At 72.8% G+C, this 21433-nt stretch carries 8 protein-coding genes; 3 read left to right on the top strand and 5 right to left on the bottom strand.

What is annotated here, in order from left to right:
- Positions 1-184: 184 nt before the first annotated feature.
- A complete protein-coding gene (locus tag FRADC12_RS10800; protein WP_232303723.1) occupies positions 185-1876 on the top strand; it encodes a GGDEF domain-containing protein in 1692 nt (563 codons plus the stop codon).
- Between the two features lie 43 nt (positions 1877-1919).
- Here the strand turns inward: FRADC12_RS10800 and FRADC12_RS28305 are convergent, their stop codons facing one another.
- Positions 1920-8210, bottom strand: coding sequence for a TIR domain-containing protein (locus tag FRADC12_RS28305; RefSeq protein ID WP_198152858.1), 6291 nt, complete (start codon positions 8208-8210; stop codon positions 1920-1922).
- A 173-nt stretch (positions 8211-8383) separates the two neighbouring features.
- Positions 8384-10717 (bottom strand): MMPL family transporter, encoded by a 2334-nt coding sequence (locus FRADC12_RS10790; RefSeq protein WP_045876551.1) that lies wholly within the window; start codon positions 10715-10717, stop codon positions 8384-8386.
- A gap of 99 nt (positions 10718-10816) precedes the next feature.
- Here FRADC12_RS10790 and FRADC12_RS10785 point away from each other — a divergent pair, with 99 nt between their 5' ends.
- Positions 10817-11578, top strand: a complete 762-nt coding sequence (locus FRADC12_RS10785) for a TetR/AcrR family transcriptional regulator (protein ID WP_045879404.1) — start codon at positions 10817-10819, stop codon at positions 11576-11578.
- A gap of 166 nt (positions 11579-11744) precedes the next feature.
- On the opposite strand, the gene FRADC12_RS10780 is transcribed toward FRADC12_RS10785, so the two are convergent.
- From FRADC12_RS10780 to FRADC12_RS10770, 3 genes are all read right to left on the bottom strand, one after another.
- Positions 11745-12815 (bottom strand): glycosyltransferase family protein, encoded by a 1071-nt coding sequence (locus FRADC12_RS10780; protein WP_045876550.1) that lies wholly within the window; start codon positions 12813-12815, stop codon positions 11745-11747.
- An 810-nt stretch (positions 12816-13625) separates the two neighbouring features.
- On the bottom strand, positions 13626-14138 hold the full coding sequence (locus tag FRADC12_RS10775) for an ATP-binding protein (protein WP_045876549.1): 513 nt from the start codon (positions 14136-14138) through the stop codon (positions 13626-13628).
- A gap of 479 nt (positions 14139-14617) precedes the next feature.
- Positions 14618-17023 (bottom strand): SpoIIE family protein phosphatase, encoded by a 2406-nt coding sequence (locus FRADC12_RS10770; protein WP_045876548.1) that lies wholly within the window; start codon positions 17021-17023, stop codon positions 14618-14620.
- A 114-nt stretch (positions 17024-17137) separates the two neighbouring features.
- On the opposite strand from FRADC12_RS10770, the gene FRADC12_RS10765 reads away from it, so the two are divergent.
- Complete coding sequence (locus tag FRADC12_RS10765; RefSeq protein ID WP_052710829.1) at positions 17138-21421, top strand: HAMP domain-containing protein; 4284 nt, start codon at positions 17138-17140, stop codon at positions 21419-21421.
- Positions 21422-21433: the final 12 nt, after the last annotated feature.

The following is a 21433-nucleotide window of genomic DNA, read 5'->3' as shown; positions in this document are numbered from 1 at the left end:
GGGGACAACGGCCGTCCCGGCCATCAGGAAGACATGCGAAAGGCTGCGCATGGCCCCGGTTCATGACCTACGCCGAGCCCGCCCGGAACCGATGGCGCCGTCGCCCCATCCCGGACCCGCCCCGGCCGGTAGTCAGCCGCCGACCCCGGTCGGGCTGACCGGTTCGGCCGCCGTCGCACGCGCCATGATCGTGGTTGCCCCGCGCAGATCCGCGAGCTTCTCGCAGCCGTCACCATCCGAACCGGTCTGCGCCCCCGCCGGCGCCGCATCGGATCCGGCCGCGCCGCTGGCGCCGGGCTTCGCCGGGCCTGGCCCCGATCGGGCGGCCGCCGGCGCCGGGGGCTCGCCCGGACCGGTCCGGGCGCCGGCGCCGGGGCTGGGGAACGACTGGCTGTGGCTCGGCTACCTGGGCGCCGGCGCGGTGGCCGCCGTCGGCTACATCGAGGTCCCGGCGTCCGGCGGGTGGCTGGTCGCGCGGATGGTCGCCGGCTGCGGTATCGGCGTCTCGTCGGCCGTCGCCGTGTTCGCCGGCCTGCGGCGGCACCAGCCGGAGCCGCGCCGGCCCTGGCTGCTCATCGTGCTCGCTCAGCTGCTCTTCACGAGCGCCAGCGTGGTCTTCTACGCCGCCGAGTTCCGGTCGGGTGACCAGTGGGTTCTGGCGGTCAGCATGCTGCTGTACCTGGCGCACTATCCGGTCCTGGCCGCCGGGCTCCTGCTGATCGTTCGTCGGCGCGCACCCCGCGGCGAACTGCCAGCCTTGTTGGACGGGCTCCTGGTGGCCACCGGAGCGACGACGCTGTCGGTGCTGCACCTGATCGGGCCGGGCCTAGACGAGAACATCCCCCGCCTGGTCACCTGGACCGCGATCGGGTACCCGATCGCTGATCTCCTCCTGTTCACGATCGGCGTTCGACTCGTCGCCGGCACGGGATTCCGGCCGCCCGCTTTCATCCTGCTGAGTGCCAGCCTGTTCGCCGTCCTGGCCGCGGATACCGGCTATGGACTGCGGCAGCTGCACGCCGTCTACACGGTCGGTGGCCCGCTCGACGGGATCTGGCTCGCGGGGAGCCTTGCGCTGGGCGCGGCGGCGCTGCATCCGACGATGGCCGGGATCGCCCAGCCGTCGTCCAAGCCGCCCGGGCTCGGCCGCGCACGGCTGTGTGGTCTCTACCTGGCCGGCATCATTCCGCCGCTCACGCTGGTCGTGCCGCGTGGCAACACCGACGAGGTGACGGAGCTGGTCAGCGCCATCGCCATGGTCATCTCGACGGCCCTCATCATGATCCGGATGCGGTACGCCGAGGTGAGCCAGCGGCGGCTCGCCAACACCGACGTGCTCACAGGCCTGTGTACCAGGCGATTCCTGGAGACGCGGCTGGCGCTCGCCTCGGTCCGGGCCAGCCGGCCGGGCGCCACGCTCGCGCTCCTGCTCATCGACGTGGACCATTTCAAGTCGGTCAACGACCGGTTCGGCCACCCGGCCGGCGACCGCGCCCTCACCGAGGTCGCCCGCCGGCTGCGCGCGGTCGCCCGGTCCGCCGACGTGGTGGCGCGCTATGGCGGGGAGGAGTTCGCGCTGCTCACCACCTACCTCGACCAGGACGACCTGTACGTGCTCGGCGAGCGGCTGCGGCTGGCGGTCGCCGCGAGCCCGGTAGCCGTCGACGACGGCACCGCGCTGCCGGTCACGGTGTCGGTCGGGGCCGCCTCGACGACGCTGCCGGCGAGCCCGGCCGAGCTGGTCGACCGCGCCGACCGCGCGCTCTACGCGGCCAAGTCGGCCGGGCGTGACCGCTGTGTTCTGGCGGCACCCGCGCCCCAGCCCGACGCCGGCCTGGCTGCGGCGCAGCCGCACTGCTCACCGTCGGCTGCCTGACTCCCGTTGCCCGCCCGTCTGGCCGCACGAGCCGGCGGCAGGCTCAGTCCGGCGGCGTCGAGAGCGGTGCGTCCAGCGGGCGCCGGCGAATCTGAGGGAGATAGGGCGTCAGCTCGTCCGGATCGAAGCGGCACAGTCTGATCGACCACCAGACGGCCCGGGCGGCGTCGGTGTCGCGATCCTCCGAGGTCTTGTACGAGCCGTCCGGGAAGAGCGCCGTCCAGCGGCCGCCGGAGAGCCCGAGCATCGTGGCGAGCGGCGCGCCGCCGTCCGCGACCGTCCACAGCCGGGTGGTGCCGTCGGCGCTGCCGGACACGAGCACGTCACCCGACGCGGCGAACGCCACCGAGCGGATCTCCTCGGTGTGCCCGGCCAGGCGCCCCAGCTGGCCCCCCGTCACCGGATCCCAGAGGCGCACGATGCCGTCCTCACCGCCGGACGCGAGCAGGCGTCCGTCCGGCGCGAAGGCGACAGTCCGCACCCGGCCGCCGTGGCCGACGAGGCGGTGCCGAAGCGCGCCGGTGGCGGCGTCCCAGATCCGGATCGTGCCCGAGCCCGAGGCGCTCGCGAGCAGCTCGCTGTCGGGTGAGAACGCCACCGCCTGGACCCAGTCGGTGTGGCCGGCGAGGCGACGAGCGCTCGGTGCCGACAGCGTGCCGGACGTGCCGCGCATCGCATCCAGGTCCCAGATGTGCACGGTCCCGGCGTCGGTGCCCGCTGCGAGCCGCTCGCCGTCCGGTGCGAACGCGACCGTCAGCACGCGCAGGCCGCCGGCCTTCAACGTCGCGTTCGGGCGGCCGGACCAGGGGTTCCACAGGCCGACGGTGCCGTCCGGGTGGCCGACGGCGAGGACCGTCGTGTCCGGGGAGAAGGCGACGGCGCGTGCCGGGGATCGCCTGGTGTCCAGCCTGCGCACCGGCGTGTCCAGGTTGGTGCGGGCGTCACAGGCCCGTCCGGCGGCGAGCTCGTAGATCCGGACCAGGCCGTCATCGGCGGCGGTGGCGAGCAGGGACGCGTCGTCGGTCAGGCTCATCGCGTAGCACCAGGCGCGCTCGCCGGAGCCGCCGTGGACCTGGGCCGCTGTCCTGGTGTCCCAGATCCGCAGCGAGCCGCTTTCGCTCGCGGCCACGACCAGGGGCTGCTCGGGCACGAAGGCAGTCGCGAGCACGTCCGTGGTGCGTCCGGCGAGCAGGGTCCGGCCCGGTGGGGCGCCGTCGGTGACCTTCCACACCTCGACCGTTCCGTCCGCGCAGCCCGCGATGAGCGTGTCGCTGTCGGCGCCGGCGAACTCCAGAATCGTCACCCAGCCGCTGGGCGCCCGTAGCGTGGTGCGCAGGCCACCGGTGAGCAGATCCCATACCCGGATCGTGCCGTCGTCGGAGCCGATCGCGACCTGCGAACCGCTGGCGTCGAAGGCCAGGGCCCGAGCGTGCTGGTCGCCGCGCCGGCGGCCCACCTCGCGCCCGGCGGCTAGGTTCCAGACCCGGGTCGTGTTCTCCCCGTTGACCCAGGCCAGCAGCGTGCCGTCCGGGGAGAAGCACATCGTGCGGGCGTGCTCGTTCGGCAGGCCGAGCGTCGCGAGGTCCGTGCGGGTGCGCACATCCCACAGCCGGACCTCGTCGCCGTAGGCCAGCAGGGTCCCGTCCGGCGAGAACCGCAGCGCCTTGATGCGGTCGGTCGACCGGTGCAGGGTCGCGACCTTGGTGAGCGTGGTCAGGTCCCAGACGTGCACGTGGCCTTCGAAGCAACCGGTGGCGAGCAGCAGGCCGTCGGGAGAGAACGCGAGCGCGCGAACCCGGCTGGCGTGCCCGACGAAGCTGGCGACCTCCTCGGCCGCGCCGACGTTCCAGATCTGGATGCCACCGGCGACGTCCCCGGCCGCGAGCCGCGAGCCGTCCCAGGAGAACGCGACCGAACGGATCCACTCGCCCCGCCCGCGCAGCATGGCCAGCACATGCCCGTCAGAGAGGTCCTCGAGCGCGACGTGATGCCCGGTGCCGTAGGCGATCAGGTCATGTGCCGGCGAGAGCGCCTGCGTCCAGCGGACGCCCGAGTCGACGACGATCTCGACGGGGTCCCGGCCCGGAACCGCGGCGGCGGCGAGCTCGGGGACCGTCCGCGCCCGGTCTGCTGGGGTGGCGCCGAGCAGAGCGGCCCGTTCCCAACGGCTGCCGGTGAGGACCGTGTCGGTCAGGTCGGGATCGGTGAGGCGGGCCCGGCCCAGCTCGGCGTTGGTGAGGTTGGCGCCGGTCAGCCGGAGGCGGCGGGCCCGGACGCCGGCCAGTCGCGCCCCGGTGAGGTTCGCGCCGGTGAGGTCGCAGTCGTCGAGGTCGGCATCGGTGAGGTTCGCGCCGGTGAGGTCGGCGCCGGTGAGGTCGAGACCGGTCAGGTCGGCGCCCTCGAGGTGGGCGCCGCCGAGCCGGGCGCCGCGGGCGGCCGTGGGGTCGGCTCTGCGCGCGATCGCGAGCGCGTTCGCGCGGGCTGCCTGGCCCGACTCGGGGTCGGCCAGGGCCTGGCTCGCCCAGGCTGTCACGGCAGCGTCACCGGCCACTCCGCGCAGGAAGTCGACCATGAGCGGCGACATCACCCGGGCGACCAGCACGCCGGAGTCGACCAGGTCACCGGGGCCCGGCCCGACCGGCTGTGCGTCGAGGTCGGCGCCGCTACCGGTCGGGCTGGCGCCGGCCGGGCCCTGGGCCGTGGTGGCGACGCCGGCGAGCCCGCGGGCGGCAGCCGCGGCGACCAGGTACTCCATCACCGACTGGTGGATGAAGGTGAAGCCGCCGTCGTCGGCGCGGACCAGCAGGCTGCCCGAGCCGACCATGTGGGCGGCCTGGCTGGAGTCCAGCTGGCCGGCGTCGACCCGGTCGGTCATCGCGTCGAGGGCGGTGCTGGTCGTCGCGGTCAGCTCCGAGAGGTTGATCACCTGGTCGGTCGTCCGCCAGAGCCGCAGCGCGAGCGCGGTGACGGCCTCCCGGCGCTCGCCGGCCGTCAGGGCGGGCCCGGCGCCGGGCGGGCGGGCCCGGCGCTCCTCGTAGCGCAGCCACTCCTCGATCAGCTCGCCGTACAGGTCCGCCGAGCTGATCATGCCGGTCCTGGCCTGGACGGCGCGCAGCCGGTTCGTGTCGAGCGACGCGATGAATCCGAGCATCCGGGGGTTGTGCGACAGGCCGAGCAGGTCGCGGACGTCGTGGATCAGCTCCAGCCGCTCGCGGGCCTTCGCGGCGTCACCGTGGTGCAGCCGGACCAGGAACTGCTCGATCTGCCGCTCGGTGAAGTCGCCGACCTCCGCGATCCGGCTGGCCGGCAGCAGCTCGACCCGGGCGCCGAGCGCCCCGCGGACCTGGCCGTGGGACAGGAAGTGCTGGGTCCGGCTGGTCACGACGACCTTGGCCTGGCCCTCGACGGCGTCCAGCAGCCGGCCCAGGTGCTCGGCCGCGGTCTCGTAGGTGACCCGCAGCGCGAGCTCGTCGAACCCGTCGAAAAGCAGCACCAGCCGGCCGCGGCGCAGCATGTAGCGGAAGACGGACACGTCGACCCGCTGCTCGCCGGAGGCGACCAGATGGGCCGCGACCAGTTCGTCGACGCTGTGCGCCTTCTCCATCGCGCGCAGGTCGATCAGCAGTGGGATCAGGTGGGGGCGCCGTTCGGGCAGGGTGCGAGCCAGCTCGTGCAGGCAGAACGTCTTGCCCCGGCCGAAGTCGCCCAGGATCAGGACGAACCGCGCCGAGTCCGCGGTCAGCCAGTCGACCAGCTGGCCGAGCAGGTCCCGGCCCTCGGCGGCGCCGTCGCCGGTCGCGCCGCCGTCGGGCCGCGTGCCGCCGGGCGTGACGTCGGCCGCGGCGACGTCGGCCGGGGTGGTGTAGACCGGGGCGCTGGGGGCCGGGGTGGCGTCGGTCCGGTCGGCGGTGACCGGGCCGCCGTCGATCACCCGGAACCGCTGCGGCAGGTAGAGCGCCGGCGGATAGAGCCGGTCGGCGGCCAGCCGGTCGCTCTGCCGGCGCAGGTAGCCGCGCAGATCCAGCAGGCCCTGGTACTCGACGAAGCTGCGCAGCCGGACCCCGCGGACGGAGGCGTGGCGGACCAGCGTGTCGGGCGCCGGCAGCGGGCCGCCGTAGACGAGGTCGGAGGTCAGCTGCGGGTCGGTCGCCGCGTACTGGTGATGCACATGCTCGACGAACCGGTCCACGGCGCTCTCGTCGACGCCGTCCTCGGCGATCCCGACCGGGCGCTGTTCGAACACCGGGCCGTGTGGCACGGTGACCCTCAGGTATTCGGGAGCGACGCCCGTCGGCGAGATCCTGGTGACGGTCGCGCCCGGGGACGAGAGTTCGGCGATCTCCGCCACCCGGTCGGCGAAGGTCTCCCCGCGCCGCGCGCCGGGGCCGTCCTGCGCGTCGGGATTGTCGGCCCGGCGCTCGCCCGCGGGTCCGCTCCCGTCACCCGCGAACGCGGCGGCCCTGGCGGCGGAGCCGGGGCCTGCCATGGCCGGCGCTCGGCGGGTCGGGCGGGGGAACGTAGTGGCGGCGTGCTCCCAGCGGGTCCGGTAGGTGACGATGCCCGCCGGGCCGACCTCCTCGGCCGGCCGCCAGGCGCCCGCGCGACGCGAGAACCGCCGGTCCAGCCTGGTGACCTCCGAGCGGCGCAGCCGCAGGACCTGGTACCGCAGCGCCGCGTCGGCGGTCGGGACGGGGTGCGGCGGGTGCGCGCTGATCAGCGTCGTCCCCGAGCGCGGCAGCCGGGTCGGCACCGCCGGCAGCGGCCCGTCGGGCGTGGGCGCCCCGTGTCCGTGCGCGGCGACCAGGAGGTTCACGTGGCTGCCGAGGATCAGGTCGACCCCGTACGCGTCGGTCGCCTTCGCCGAGTGCACCCGGTCGGCGGCCAGGGGCGGGTGGTGCCCGACGGCGAGGCGGAACCAGCCGGCGCGTTCGTAGCCGGCGAGCCGGTCGGCGAACCAGTTGGCCTGGGCCTGGCCGACCTCGCCGCGGTCGTCGGCCTGCCGGTGGCTCATCGCCATCGTCGAGTTCAGCCCGGCGATGACGAGCCGCAGGTCGGCCATCGGGTAGAGCGTCCATTCCTGCCCGACCGCGAACGTCCGCTCACCGAGGTCCCGGTAGAGGTTCGCGTGGAAGTCGACGAAGTGCCGCCACTTGCGCCAGTACGGCGTCGTCGGTTCGATCTCCTCGTCCTCGCAGGCGGCGAAGTAGGCGCGCGCGGCCGCCGCGCTCACGTCGCCGCGACCCGGTACCAGCGCGATGCGGTCGACCGGCAGGCTCAACCGCTCGGTGAGCGCCGCCAGCCGTACCGCCGCCTGCTCGTACTCGCCGCGCCGGCCCTCCAGCGCGACTCCGGTGACCACGATCAGGTCCGGGCTGAGGCCGGGGTTACCGGCGAGCGTGTCCAGATCGTCGAGAAGCGCGGCGCCGAACGGTTCCGGGCCGGTGTCCGGCGCGTGTCCGGGCCGCGTCGGGGCGGCGAACGCCGGCAGGTGCAGCAACGTGATCGACGTTCGCTCGGCGCCGCCGTCGGCGGCCGCCTGGGGTGGGCTGGCCGTCCTGGTGGCGGTGGCCGGCGCTACCCGCGCTGGGCCGGGCGACGTCTCGATCGCCGTTGGTGTCGACAATGGCTCCGGCCGGACGGGTCCCGGTTCGAAGCTGATCTGCGCGGGGGCCGTCGCGTCGCCGCGCGGCCCGGGCAGGGCGGGGCCAGGCCGGGTGAGCGCGGCTGCCGACAAACGGGGGAACGGTTCGTCTGCGGTGCCGGACGGCAGCTCGGCACGGGTGGCGGCGAGGACCGTTCGGTCGGGATCGTCCGGTCCGGCCGGGCCGAGCACCGTTGGCCGCCCAGCCAGCACGGCTGGCGGCGCGGGTCCCGCGGCGGGCAACGCGAGCCTCGGTGCCGGAGCGGCGATCTCGTAGCCCGGGAACGGCGGCTCGTGCTCGGGCGCGGGCCGGCCGGTAGCCGGCTCGACCAGCCCCCGCAGCACCGTCTGCACCGCCATCGCGCGATCCAGACCGAGCAGCACGATCATGTTGATCGTGCCGAGCAGCGGTGGCAGCTCGCACTGCTCGACCAGCACCGGCAGCAGGAAGCCGTCGCGGGTGTGCGCCAGCCGCATGCCGGCCTGCCATTCCTCCCGCACCCAGGACGACCGGTCCAGGTAGGCGGGGGAGACGACCGCGATCATCCGGTCCGCGCGGGTGAGCGCGGCGTCTATCTGGTCGACGAAGTTGGCGCCGAGCGGGAAGGAGCGTCGGTAGAAGTCGACCTCGTAGCCGGCGTCCCGCAGAACGTGATCGAGCCAGCTGCCCCAGCGCTCGTCCGGCCCCGCCACGCTGAGAAAGATCCGCCGCACCTCACCCGTGGACGGAACAGTCTCTCCCCACACGCCCCGATGGTCCCAGAATCAGGCAACGCGCAAGGGAAATCGGGAAATGCGTGCCTCAGGGCCATGACGCACCCGGTGCCGGCTCGGCGGTCGTCCGCCGGGCCGGCCCCCGGGTGTCGTCAGGAAGCGGCGGGCGACGTCGTCGCCGAGGTCGGGACCTCGGGCTCGCCGCCGGGCCGCGGGACGCTGACGGACGCCGCCGCCGGGCTCGCGGCCGGGCCGCCCTCGCTCAGGCCGATGCGCTCGTGCAGCCAGCGCAGCGGCGCCGGCGCCCACCAGTTGGCGTTACCAGCGACGCGCATGAACGCGGGCACCAGGACGCCACGCACCAGGCTCGCGTCGAGGACGATCGCCAGCGCGGTCGCCAGGCCGAACATCTGCATGAACCGCACCGAGCCGGTCGCGAAGGCCGCGAAGGTCACGGCGAGCAGCAGGGCGGCGGTGGTGACGATCCGGCCGGTGCGGGCGAGGCCCGCGGCGACGGCCTCGGTGTTCGGGGTGCCCGCGTCATGCTCCTCCTTGATCCGGGAGAGCAGGAAGACCTCGTAGTCCATCGACAGCCCGAACGCGATGCAGAACAGCAGCACCGGCATCGACGTGTCCAGCGGGCCCGGGGTGAAGCCGAACAGCCCGGACAGGTGCCCCTCCTGGAAGATCCACACCGAGACGCCGAGGACCGCGCCGAGGACCAGCCCGTTGAGCACCAGCGCCTTGAGTGGGAGCACCACGCTGCCGGTGAACAGGAACAGCAGCACGAACGTCGCCAGCGCGATCAGCCCGATGGCCAGCGGCAGCCGCGAGCCGATCGCGTTCTTGCCGTCGACCAGCCCGGCCGAGACGCCGCCGACCAGCACCCGGGTGCCGGGCGGCGCGGGCAGCGCGCGGGCGGCGTGCGCCATCCGTTCACCGGCCGCCGACATCGGGTCGATCGACGGGACGACCTGCAGGAAGGTCGCGCCGTCCGCCGCGAACCTGGCGTTCGCCGGGCCTGGCGCACTCGTGCGGGCGCCGTCCTGGAAGGTGCCGGCGGCGCTGTCGACCCGGCCGGCGCCGGGCAGCCGGGACAGTGCGGCCGCGTAGCTCGTCAGGGTCGCGTCGCTGGTCGGGCCGTTGACGACGATGTTCATCGCGCCGCTGACGTTCGACCCGAAATCCTCGCGCAGCACGTCGCCGACCTGGCGGCTGGGCGCGGCGTTGAGCACCCGGTCGTCGGGGGTGGCGAAGGAGACGTGCAGCACGGGCGCGGCGAGCAGGAGCAGCAGCGCGACCACCGGCAGGCCGGCGAGCAGCGGCCGGCGCATCACCCTCGTCGCGACGCCCCGCCAGAACGGCGACTCGGTGGCCTCCCGAGGGACGTCGCTCGCCGCGTCCGAGGCCGCGGCGCACCGGCGGCGGCGGACCAGGCCGATCAGCCCGCTGACCGGCAGCGCGTTGACCCGCTCGCCGAGCAGCAGCAGCACGGCGGGCAACGCCAGCACCGCGGTGAGCATCGTGACCAGGGTGACGGCGATGCCGGCGTAGGCCATCGACTTCAGGAAGTAGGGCGGGAAGACGAGCATCACGGCGAGGGCGACGATGACGGTCGCGCCGCTGAACAGGATGGTCCGGCCCGCGGTCCGGACCGTCGCGATCACGGCCGCCCGCTTCTCGGCGCCGGTCACGCGTTCCCCAGGGCCGCGCCGGACCGCCGCGAGTTCCTCTCTGAAGCGACTGACCATCAGTAGGGCGTAGTCGATGCCCAGGCCCAGGCCCATCGCCGTGGCCAGGTTCACGGCGAAGATCGAGACGTCGGTCAGGGAGCCGATCAGCGAGAGCGCGGCGAAGCCGCCGAGGATGCCGATGAGGCCGACGCCGAGGGGCAGCGCCGCGGCGACCACGCCGGCGAACGCGACGACCAGCAGCACCAGCGTGATCGGAATCGCGATCGACTCGGCCGTGCTGAGGTCCTTGGTCACCTGGGCGTTGACGTCCCGGTTGACCCCGGCTCGCCCGCCGGGTCGCACGGTGATGGGGCCGTTGTCGGCGGCCTTCTCGATCTTCGTGACGACGGCCTTGGCGTGGTCGTCGTCCACCGAGGCGACGACGAGCGCCTCGCGCGCGTTGGTGGAGCGGAGCGCGGCGCCGGCGCCGGTCCAGTAGGAGACGACGCCCCGCACGCCGGGCTGCTTGCCGAGCTCGGCCGCCAGCGAACGCCCGGCGGCGGCGACGGCCGGGTCGTCGACGGTGCCCGAGTGGGCGGTGACGAGCAGGACGAGGTTGGGAGTGCCGCCGAAGCGGGCGTCCACCTCGTTCGCCGCCCGGGTCGAGTCGGACTTCGGGTCGTCGAAGCCGTTGGACAGCAGCTTGCCGAACGCGCCGACGCCGAGCACCGCTGCGCCGAGTACGAACAGCAGGGCGACGGTCAGGACGATCCGGGGCCGGCCGGTCACACCCCGGGCAAGACGAGCGAACACTGTTGCCTCCTGAGAGCTACACTCGCTTAAGAGAACATTGTTCGCGAAAGTGAACGCTGTCAATAGAAACTTCCGGTCGTTGCTGGAAAGATGGCTGAGATGAACCCACTGGCCCCCCGTCGCGAGCGGCTACGCGCGGCGACGATCGCGGAGATCAAGCAGGCTGCCCGCGACCAGGCCGCCACGGGCGGGGTCGGTGCGATCTCGCTGCGCGGCGTGGCCAAGGCCATGGGGATGGCGCCGTCCGCGCTGTACCGGTACTTCGACAGCCATGATGTGCTTGTCACCGAACTGTGCGCGGACGCCTTCGCCTCGCTCGCGGACGCCCTGGAGGCCGCGTATGTCTCCGGCCAGGGTGTGGACCACGCCCGGCGGTGGTTGCTGCTCGCCCGCGCCTACCGCCGCTGGGCACATGAGCACGAGACGGAGTACATCCTGCTGTTCGGCCCGCGCGCGACGCTCGACCTGGACGACAAGTCCGGCCGCTGCGGGGCCGAGATGCGCCGCGCCGTCGGGGTGCTGTTCCAGTGCATGATCACGGAGATCGCCGAAGGCGTGATCGACCCGTCCCACCTGGACGCGGGGCTCAAGCCAGGGCTGCGTGAGGGGCTGGCGGCCTGGGGTGTCGAGGAGGGCGCCCCGATCTCATCGGCCGCGCTGGCCGGCTGCCTGATCGTGTGGACCCAGCTGCACGGGTTCCTGTCGCTGGAGCTGTTCGGCCACCTGCCGCCCGTTCTCGGCGATGCCTCGGACCTGTACGACCAGCAGATGCTCGACGTGATCGTCCGGATCGGCTACCGCGAGCCGATCGACCTCGACGTGGTGACGGCCCCCGGCCCCAGCTTGCCCAGCTACCTTTGAGCCCTACCGGCTGGCGGGCCTTGCCAGCCCAGCAAAGAAACCGACCCCGTAGCGCCCAGACCCCCGACGTCCACGGAATGCCCCGTCAGACGTTGGGAGGGCGCTCAGCGCCCGACCAGGTGAGGCGGCCGGCGGGCGCTCAGCGCCCGTTCCGGCCGCCTCACCATTACGCGGACGTGCGCATCTGGCGCCCGAGGCCGTCGAGCGCCGCGTGCCGGGCGGTCGCGATCTCCGGCATCCGGGCCTGGTAGGCCGGCGAGGTCGCCAGCGGTGGATAGAAGCCGAGCCGCGGCAGGAAGTCGACCTGGTCGTAACCGGGCGGTCGGCGCAATGCGTGCTGACGACCAGGGAAGAGCAGCCCGTAGTCGTCCGCGATCTCGCAGACCGTGGTCAGCGGATCGGTCCGTCGACGCTGGAAGAACGCCTCCAGCACGTCGACCGTGAAACTTATCTCATGAAACTGCTTGACCAGGTCGAGATAGTGCTGACCGACCTGGTACTTGATCGGCAACTCGACCTGGGCGTATTCCTCCGGCGCCAGCATGTCCATCGCCAGCACCTTCACCGACGTCTCCACGCCGTAGCCCCGGGAGAACGCCAGCGCGGCGAAGACATCCGCGTCGAGGGCGAACTCGCCGATCAACGGCTGGACCGTGCTGGTGATGGCCGGCACATAGCCGGACAGCTGCTTGGCGTAGAGCGAGCGCAGCATCTCGGTGGTGCGCCCGCCGGGCTGCCCACTGCCGGTGAGCCGAGGCGACGCGCCGTTGACGAACATCAGACCCTCGTCCGTGGTCAACGCGGCGGCGAGCCGGCCGACGGTGGCTGGGTCGTAGTTCTCCAGATCCGAGTCGTGAAAGATCAGCCGGCTGCCGAAGGCCAGGTAGGCCAGGCTGCGCATGGCACCGGCCTTGCCGCCGAACGCCGCGGACTCCGGCCCCGCGTGCCGCGGGAGCACGGACTCGCCGCGCACCGCCCAGCTCGCCCCGGCTTCCTCGGCGATCTCCACCAGGCCATGCTCGTCACCGTCCGAGGTCGGGTCGACGACGACGCCGATCTCGTCCAGGACGTGCCGGTCCCGTATCCATCGATCTCGGATTCCCGCGATCATGTTGCCCAGGGTGTTCGCCGACTCCGGCCCACGGGCCGGAATCAGCAGGCTCAGCGTGATTCCCTTCGCGAGCCTGTCCTCCTCGATCGCGTCGAGGTCGAGGGTGGTGGGATCGAGCGTTTGCACGGACGCCCCTCTCTGGTGACCTTGCGTGCCTGGGAACATCCCCCTCCGACCGGCTGTCGGGTGACGTCGCGTCCGGTGTCGGAGCTTGCTGGCACGGGGCCGGCCACCAGATGTGAGTCGCGCCGGACTCACACCGCCCCGCGCCGCGGCACGTGCCACGACACCGTCCGTCCTCGTCCGGCCCAGCGCACTCGTTCACAAGGCTGGTGCACCCGCCGACCGAAACAGGCCCTCTCCTTCTGACGGTGCGCTCGTCGACCGTCGCGCGTCGTCGACAACATGCGGAACGTCAAAATATCCGCTTCGGCCCATTGGTCCCAGCCGGGCGCGGCGCGGGCGTCATCTCTCACAACACGAGGCTTGGGCCGTTGACGGCCCTGGCGCGGCAGTTACCGCGCTGTCACGCCCGGACATCGACTGTCGCGCTTCGTCGCAATGGGACGGCCGTATCCGGAGTTCCGGTGCGCCGTACGGCGTACCCACCCTCACCTGGGTCGACGCGTCCCTGTTCGGTGTTCTTCCATAGATCTTCCGTTGATCTTTTGGTTATGTCGAGACCCCAAGGGCGACTGGTGATCACCCTGTCCGGGCCTGTCGCGGGGCGTCTGCGCGGCGGGCTGGCAATCTCGATGGTCTCCCCGCCGCCCCGGCGCATCGAGATCTGACGCCAAGCCGACATCGAGTCGCGACCTGGCGTCCTCCGGGCGGCGCGGCGCCCGGCCGCGGCTCAACGAACGGGACGTGGCGCGGCTGGGGGCGTCGAACCTGGCAGGAGCGAGCCTGCCGGGCCAGCGGAGCCCGGGCGCCGGCTCAGGCGGCGGAGACGCCGGGCTTGCCGGGGTCCGGCTCGGGGGTGGCCGGGGCGGGAGTGACCACGAGGTCGAACCACAGGTACTTGCCGTGGTCGGCGGTGACGGCGCCCCAACTGCCGGCGAGCGCGTCGAGAACGAGCAGCCCGCGGCCGCCCTCGGAGTCGTCGTCGACCGCGCGCCGCTCGGGCAGCGAGGTCGAGGTGTCGGAGACGGACGCGTGCACCAGCCCGGGGCGCAGCTCCACCAGCAGCCAGACCGGGGGCCGGCCGTACTTCACCGCGTTGGTCACCAGCTCGCTGACGAGCAGCTCGGCGACGGCCGTCGCGTCCTCGTCCAGCCCGGCGCCCCGCAGCGACTCCCGCAGCACGTGGCGCGCCCGCGGAACGGCGGAGGGCAGGTATGGCAGCTCGGCCAGGATGTGAGTGGCCTGCGGCGTCGTCGAACCTGCCCGGCGCACCACGTCCACCGACACCAGCTCCCCCTTGGACTCCGCGCGCGGTACCGGTGTCATGGCGCACGGTGCCGGCGACGGCGCGCATGGAACCGGAGGAGATTCCTGCGGCACGCTCATCGACCACCACATCGCAGCGAGGACATCCGGAACGTTCTACCCGGCCAGGACGGTCCGGAAGCATCCGGGAGGCTCCGAGTTTCGGTTCCCACTCCTGACCTGCCCCGCCGGCCATCCAGCCCGCCCGCGGGCCGGCGCGGCGCGGCCTGCGCGGGCACGGCCAGCCGGAGCGTGTGCGCCAAGGTCGGAATTCGTCCTGGTAACGCCTTTGCGGCCCTTCGAGAATGACGGTCGGTCATCACCGGCGGACCAGTGGCAGCCTCCTACCCCGCTACCCTTCGTCGCAACCACCGGCGCAACTCCGCTACGGAGAGTCGCGATCCGCCGGCAACTTGCCCGGCAAAACGGGACGCAACGGACCTGAATCCGGATCCCGGTCGACGACCACCTTTGGGTAGCTGAGTCACTCCCCGTAGTGGCTAGTTGGTGGCTGGGGTGCGCAGGACGACGATCGCGACGTCGTCACGGAGGTTCCCGCCAGCGAACCGGTCGGCCGCCGCCCTGACGCGGTCGGCGACGCCCTGCGCCGACAGGCCCGCGCAGTCGACGACGGCCTCCAGCAGCCGCTGCTCGCCGAGCAGCTCCCGGCCGGACCGGGCCTCGACGACGCCGTCGGTATAGAGCACCAGCGCGTCCCCGGAGCACAGCTCGACGTCCACCGATGGGAACGTCACCTCGTCGTCGTCCAGAACGCCCAGCAGCGTCCCCGGGACGCCGACATACGACGCGGTCCCGTCGGCGCGCAGCAGCACCGGCTGGGGGTGGCCGGCGAGGTGCAGCGTGAGGCGGACGCCGCGCTGGGTCGGCTCGGCCAGGCTCGCGGTCGCCAGCGTGCAGAATCGTGGCTGGCCGTGCGGGTACGCCGTCGCGGTGTCGCGCAGCGTGCGGTTGAGGTCGCCGAGGATCTGCCCGACGGGGGTCGCCTGCCCGGTGAGCAGCCGCAGCACGGCACGGGCGACTCCGGTCACCGTGGCCGCCTCGGCGCCCTTGCCGCAGACGTCCCCGATCGCGACGGTCCACCCGTTCGGGCCTGGCATCAGGTCGAAGAAGTCGCCGCCGACGTCGAGCCCGGCCGACTGGGCCGCCCCGTAGGCGGCCCCGAGGTCGAGCCCGGGGATCTCGGGGAGCACCGGCGGGCGCAGCCCGGCCTGCAGGCCGTCGGCCAGCTCCACCTGACGGCTGTAGAGCCGGGCGTTGTCCACCGCGAACGCGGCGCGGCGGGCGAGGTCGGCGAGCAGGTCGGCCTCGTCGGCGGCGAAGGAGGCGCCGCCCGCGCGGCCGACGGCGACCATGCCCAGCACCCGGCGCCGGGCGCGCAGCACCGCGACGAGGACCGGGCCGTCCGGGGTGCTCACCTGCCGCACCGGGGTGGTGCCGGCGCCGCGCACCGCGGTCATCAGCGGGCCGGTCAGATCGGTCGCGGTGTGCGACAACCCCGGCTCCGCGGCCTCCTCGGCGTGCGCGACGGCGGCGAGGACCGGGTTGCCGTCGTCGCGGCGCAGGTACACGGCACACCAGCGGCCCAGCCGGGGAACCGGGAGGTGGGCCAGCATCGACAGGGTGTGCTCCAGCTCGAGGCTGCCGGCGAGCAGGTCCGAGGCCTCGGCCAGGAACGACAGCATCCCGATCCGGCGCTCCTCGGCCTGGCGCATGTCGCCGCCGCCGAGCGCCAGCGCCATCCACCGAGCCACCAGCTCGACCCGTTCGAGCTCGACCGCGCCCGGCTCGCCCAGGTAGCCCGGCTGCGTCGGGTCCGGCCAGAGCAGGACCTCCCCGAGGGTGTCCTGGGTCGGGTCGAGGGGGATGGCCACCGCCGCCTCCGGGTGGCCCAGGTCGCCCAGCGAAGCGACGATCTCGGGCCGCGGGTCGTCCTGCGCCGGCCGGTGGACCAGCCCGCCGGTCACCGGCTGGGTGTCGACCAGCTGGGCGAGCAGCTCGGCGACCTCGCCCTCGGCGGTCAGCGCCCGTGCCGTCGAGCGGGAGACGATCCGGGGCGCCCGCGCGACCGGCTCGGGCAGCTTCTTGGCGAGCAGCACAGGTGCCCGGTTGGCCGGCTCACCGCTGTCGCCGGCGGCGTCAATGGGGGCGGGGCCGGAGCCGTTGGCGCCGTGGCCCGGTGGGAAGGCCGCGGTGGGCGGGGGATCGGTGGGCAGCGCGCTCGGCAGGGTTGGGCCCGCGATCAGGCCCGCCACGGGCTCGGCGGGGCCTGGCTCGGAGCTGGTCCGCTCGCCCGATCCGGACTGTCTCGGGGCGGGCGCGGCCACGGTCGCTGTCGACGTGGGCGATGATATGGGGAGAGTCACATTTTCGCCCGGCCCGCTTGGGCCGTTCTGGGGGCTGTTCTCGCGCTCGGCCGGCTCCGGCTGGGTGCCGACGGGAAGGCGGAACCAGACGCTCTTGCCGCCGGCTCCGTGCGCCGTCCCCCAGCTGATGGCCAGCGCGTCGACCAGCGCGAGGCCACGGCCGTCCTCGCGCAGGCCGCCGAGCCCGGACTCGCTGAAGGGGTCGTTCGCGCCGTCCGGCCCGCCGTCGCCCGGCCCGTGGCGGGCCGCGCCGATCCGGACGGGGTGCAGGTCGCGGACCTGGATGGTCAGCTCGCCCAGCGGTGCGGCCGTGACGTCGACGGTGGCCGGCGTGCCGGCGTGGACGACCACGTTGGTGACCAGCTCGGTGACCAGGAGCAGCGCGGAGTCGAGCGTGTCCTCGTCGACGGTCCCGCGCAGCGCGGCGAGCAGAAAGCGGCGAGCGGACCGGGGCGATTCCGCCGCGGGCGGCAGTGTGATGGTGTGGTGGGGTGGCCGTCCGTCCAGCCCTGCGCCGTCCATGTCGGTCAGTCTCTCCTGTGATGTCCCCGGTAAGGCGGATACTGGCGCCGGGTGTGACCTGCCGAGGGACGAATAGCCACCGCCGGTGTGCTGCCGTAGACCCCGAGGAGACAGATGAGCCTCGACCGTGACCACGAAACGCCGGATGCGCGCCAAGATGATGGCGCCTTGCCCGGTTCGTCGACCAGCCCGAAGGCCGGCTCGGCAGTGGTGGGACACCCGGGGACCACGGACGGCGCGCGACCGAGACCCATGACGGCCTCCGAGGGGCCGGGCTCGAACGGTGCGGCCGGCTCGAGCGGCGCGGCTGCCGAGGAGGTGGCCGCGGCGGCGGGCAACGGAGTCGCGACCGACCTGCTCGACCCCCCTGAGGACGGACCGGGGCTGGGCGGCGGCCCCGTCTCTGTCGACATGCTGCTGTCCGACCTGCTCGCCGGGCTCTCCGGCCTGTGCGACGGCGACTTCACCGTCCGGCTCGGCCACCGCGACGGCCTCGGCGGCGAGGTCTCCCGCCGGTTCGACGAGCTGGCGGCGACGCAGGAGCGGCACTCCCGCGAGCTGGAACGGGTCAGCGACGTGATCCGCCGGGACGGCCGGCTCACGCAGCGGATGGACGACCTGGGCGGCCGGGACGGCTGGCGCAGCATCACCCGCTCGGTGAACTCGCTGATCGACGACCTGGCCCGCCCGACCCACGAGGTCGGCCGGGTCATCGCGGCCGTCGCCGAGGGCGACCTCTCCCAGCACATGCCGCTGGAGATCGCCGGCCAGCCGGTGCGCGGCGAGTTCCTGCGCATCGGCACGACCGTGAACACGATGGTCGACCAGCTCTCGTCGTTCGCCGACGAGGTCACCCGGGTGGCCCGCGAGGTGGGCACCGACGGCGCGCTGGGCGGCCAGGCGAACGTCAAGGGCGTCTCCGGCGTCTGGCGAGACCTGACCGAGTCGGTGAACTCGATGGCGGGCAACCTGACCACCCAGGTCCGCAACATCGCGCTGGTCACCACCGCGGTGGCCCAGGGCGACCTGTCGCAGAAGATCACCGTCGACGCCCAGGGTGAGATCGCTGAGCTGAAGTCGACCGTCAACACGATGGTCGACCAGCTCTCCGCGTTCGCCGACGAGGTCACCCGGGTAGCCAAGGAGGTCGGCACCGAGGGCCGGCTCGGCGGCCAGGCACAGGTCAAGGGCGTCTCGGGCGTCTGGCGCGACCTGACCGACTCGGTCAACGTCATGGCCGGCAACCTGACCACCCAGGTGCGCGGCATCGCCGAGATGGCGGCCGCGGTGCAGCGCGGCGACCTGACCCGCCAGATCACCGTCGACGCCCGCGGCGAGGTCGCGGCGCTGGCGCACACGCTGAACACGATGGTCGACCAGCTGTCGTCGTTCGCGGACGAGGTCACCCGGGTGGCCTGGGAGGTCGGCACCGAGGGCAACCTGGGCGGCCAGGCGCACGTGCGCGGGGTCTCCGGGGTGTGGCGGGACCTGACCGAGTCGGTGAACTCGATGGCCGGGAACCTGACGGCCCAGGTGCGGAACATCGCGCTGGTCGCGAAGGCGGTGGCCGGCGGCGACCTGTCGCAGAAGATCACCGTCACGGCGCAGGGCGAGATCGCCGAGCTCAAGGAAACCCTGAACACCATGGTCGACCAGCTCTCGTCGTTCGCCGACGAGGTGACGAGGGTCGCCCGCGAGGTGGGTACCGAGGGCAACCTGGGCGAGCAGGCGCACGTGCGTGGGGTCTCGGGGGTGTGGCGGGACCTGACCGAGTCGGTGAACTCGATGGCCGGGAACCTCACCGCCCAGGTCCGCAACATCGCGCTCGTGACCACCGCGGTCGCCAACGGCGACCTGTCTCAGAAGATCACCGTCAACGCCGAGGGCGAGATCGCCCGGCTCAAGGACACCGTCAACACGATGGTCGACCAGCTCTCGTCGTTCGCCGACGAGGTCACCCGGGTGGCCCGCGAGGTGGGCACCGAGGGCAAGCTCGGCGGCCAGGCGACGGTCACCGGGGTCGCCGGCACCTGGCGCGACCTGACCGACAACGTCAACCAGCTCGCGTCCACGCTCACCACCCAGCTGCGCGCGATCGGCGACGTCTCCACGGCCGTCACCCGCGGTGACCTGACCCGGTCGATCTCGGTCGAGGCCGAGGGCGAGGTCGCCGAGCTCAAGGACAACATCAACCAGATGATCACCCGGCTGCGCGAGACGACGGATCTCAACGCGCAGCAGGACTGGCTGAAGTCGAACCTGGCCCGGATCGGCAGCAAGATGCAGGGCCAGCGTGACCTCTACGCGGTCTGCCAGATGATCATTTCCGAGATGACCCCGGCGGTGAACGCCCAGCAGGGCACGGTCTACCTGCTCGACTTCATCGAGGGCGACAAGCTGCGCTATGTCGCCGGCTACGGCTCGGTGCCCAGGCGTCGCTCGGACGGCACGTTCCTGTTCGGCGAGGGCCTGATCGGCCAGGCGGCGGTCGAGAAGACCCGGATCCGGGTCGAGAAGGTGCCGCCGGGCTACCTGACGATCCGCAGCGGCCTGGGCAGCGCGCCGCCGAGCGACCTGGTGGTCGTGCCGGTGCTGTTCGAGAACCAGGTGCTCGGCGTGATCGAGCTGGCCAGCTTCACCCCGTTCTCCGACCTGCATCTGACGCTGGTCGACCAGCTCGTCGACACGATCGGTGTCGTGCTCAACACGATCATGGCGAACGCTCGGACGGAGGAGCTCCTGGCCCAGTCGCAGCGGCTCACCCAGGAACTGCGCAGCCAGTCGGTCGAGCTGCAGCGCACCAACGCCGAACTGGAGGAGAAGGCCCAGCTCCTGGAGGAGAAGAACACCGAGATCGAGCAGGCCCGCACCGGCCTGGAGGAGAAGGCCGAGCAGCTGGCCCTGTCCTCGCAGTACAAGACCGAGTTCCTGGCCAACATGAGCCACGAGCTGCGGACGCCGTTGAACAGTCTGCTGATCCTGGCGAAGCTGCTGGCCGACAACCAGGACGACAACCTGTCGATCCAGCAGATCGAGTTCGCCAAGACGATCCACTCGTCCGGCTCCGAGCTGCTGATGCTGATCAACGACATCCTCGACCTGTCGAAGGTCGAGGCCGGCAAGATGGACGTCGAGGCGACGGCCGTGGGCACCGCGGCCATGTGCGATGCCCTCGCCCACGCGGTCCGGCCGGTGGCCGAGGTGAAGGGCCTGACGTTCGAGGTCCAGGTCGCGGATGACGTGCCGGTCGAGTTCGTCACCGACGAGCAGCGCATCCAGCAGGTGCTGCGCAACCTGCTCTCGAACGCGGTGAAGTTCACCGACTCCGGCACCGTCCGCCTCGACGTCACGGTCGCGTCGTCGGACGGGCCATTCATCGTGCCGAGCCTGCGCTCGGCGCCGACGGTGCTGTCGTTCGCCGTCTCCGACACCGGCATCGGGATCGCGGCCGACAAGCTGCGCATGATCTTCGAGGCGTTCCAGCAGGCGGACGGGACGACGTCACGCCGCTACGGCGGCACCGGCCTGGGACTCTCGATCAGCAAGGAGATCGCCCGGCTGCTCGGCGGCTCGATCGCGGTCTCCAGCGTCCTGGGCCAGGGCAGCACGTTCACCCTGTACGTCCCGTCCGTGATGCCCGCCGACCAGCCGTTCTACGGACCGATCCCCGGTGAGCCGGACGACGTGCTGATCATCATCGGCGGCGACGGCGCGCTGTCCGGCGCGGGTGGGCCGTTCGGGTCACCCGTCCAGGCTCTCGGCAGCGGCGCCGGGGGCGACCCGTGGGTCACGGACCCGTCGGCGCAGTCCGGGCCGTTCGGCGCCGCCCCGTCGACGATCGCACCGCCGGGAACGCCGGACCTGGGCGCCTCGTCGCCCTCGACCGGTGATCTGGTGGGCGCCGGCGCGAGCCGGCCGCGGCTGGAGAGCTCCATCCCGGAGCCCGTCGGCACGCCGTTCCTGACCGAGACCTCGCGGCCGCGCCGGGAGCTCGGCCCCGACGAGGTCGACCCGTTGCAGGGTGCGACCGTGCTGGTCGTCGACGACGACGTCCGCAACGTGTTCGCGCTCACCAGCGCGCTGGAGATGTTCGGCATGCGGGTGCAGTACGCCGACAACGGGCACGACGCCATCAGACTGGTGCAGCAGGCGTCAGCCGCGATCAGACTGGTGCTGATGGACGTGATGCTGCCCGGCATGGACGGGAACGAGACGACGTCGGTGATCCGCGCGATGCCGGCGTTCGCCGACCTGCCGATCCTGGTGCTCACCGCGAAGGCGATGCCGGGCGACCGGGAGAAGAGCATCTCGGCCGGCGCCAGCGATTACATCACGAAGCCGGTGGACCTCGACCATCTGCTCTCGGTCATGCGTTCACACATGTCGGACCGTCCCTAGACGGACGGATCC

This window comes from Pseudofrankia sp. DC12 (genome assembly GCF_000966285.1).
Lineage (GTDB): Bacteria > Actinomycetota > Actinomycetes > Frankiales > Frankiaceae > Pseudofrankia.
This window is presented reverse-complemented; position numbering and strand designations above follow the sequence as displayed.

Bases quoted from the DNA above. Each gene is read 5' to 3' on its own strand.
- FRADC12_RS10800 (WP_232303723.1), top strand. From the start codon at position 185: ATGATCGTGGTTGCCCCGCGCAGATCCGCGAGCTTCTCGCAGCCGTCA.
- FRADC12_RS10785 (WP_045879404.1), top strand. From the start codon at position 10,817: ATGAACCCACTGGCCCCCCGTCGCGAGCGGCTACGCGCGGCGACGATC.
- FRADC12_RS10775 (WP_045876549.1), bottom strand. From the start codon at position 14,138: ATGACACCGGTACCGCGCGCGGAGTCCAAGGGGGAGCTGGTGTCGGTG.
- FRADC12_RS10770 (WP_045876548.1), bottom strand. From the start codon at position 17,023: ATGGACGGCGCAGGGCTGGACGGACGGCCACCCCACCACACCATCACA.
- FRADC12_RS10765 (WP_052710829.1), top strand. From the start codon at position 17,138: ATGAGCCTCGACCGTGACCACGAAACGCCGGATGCGCGCCAAGATGAT.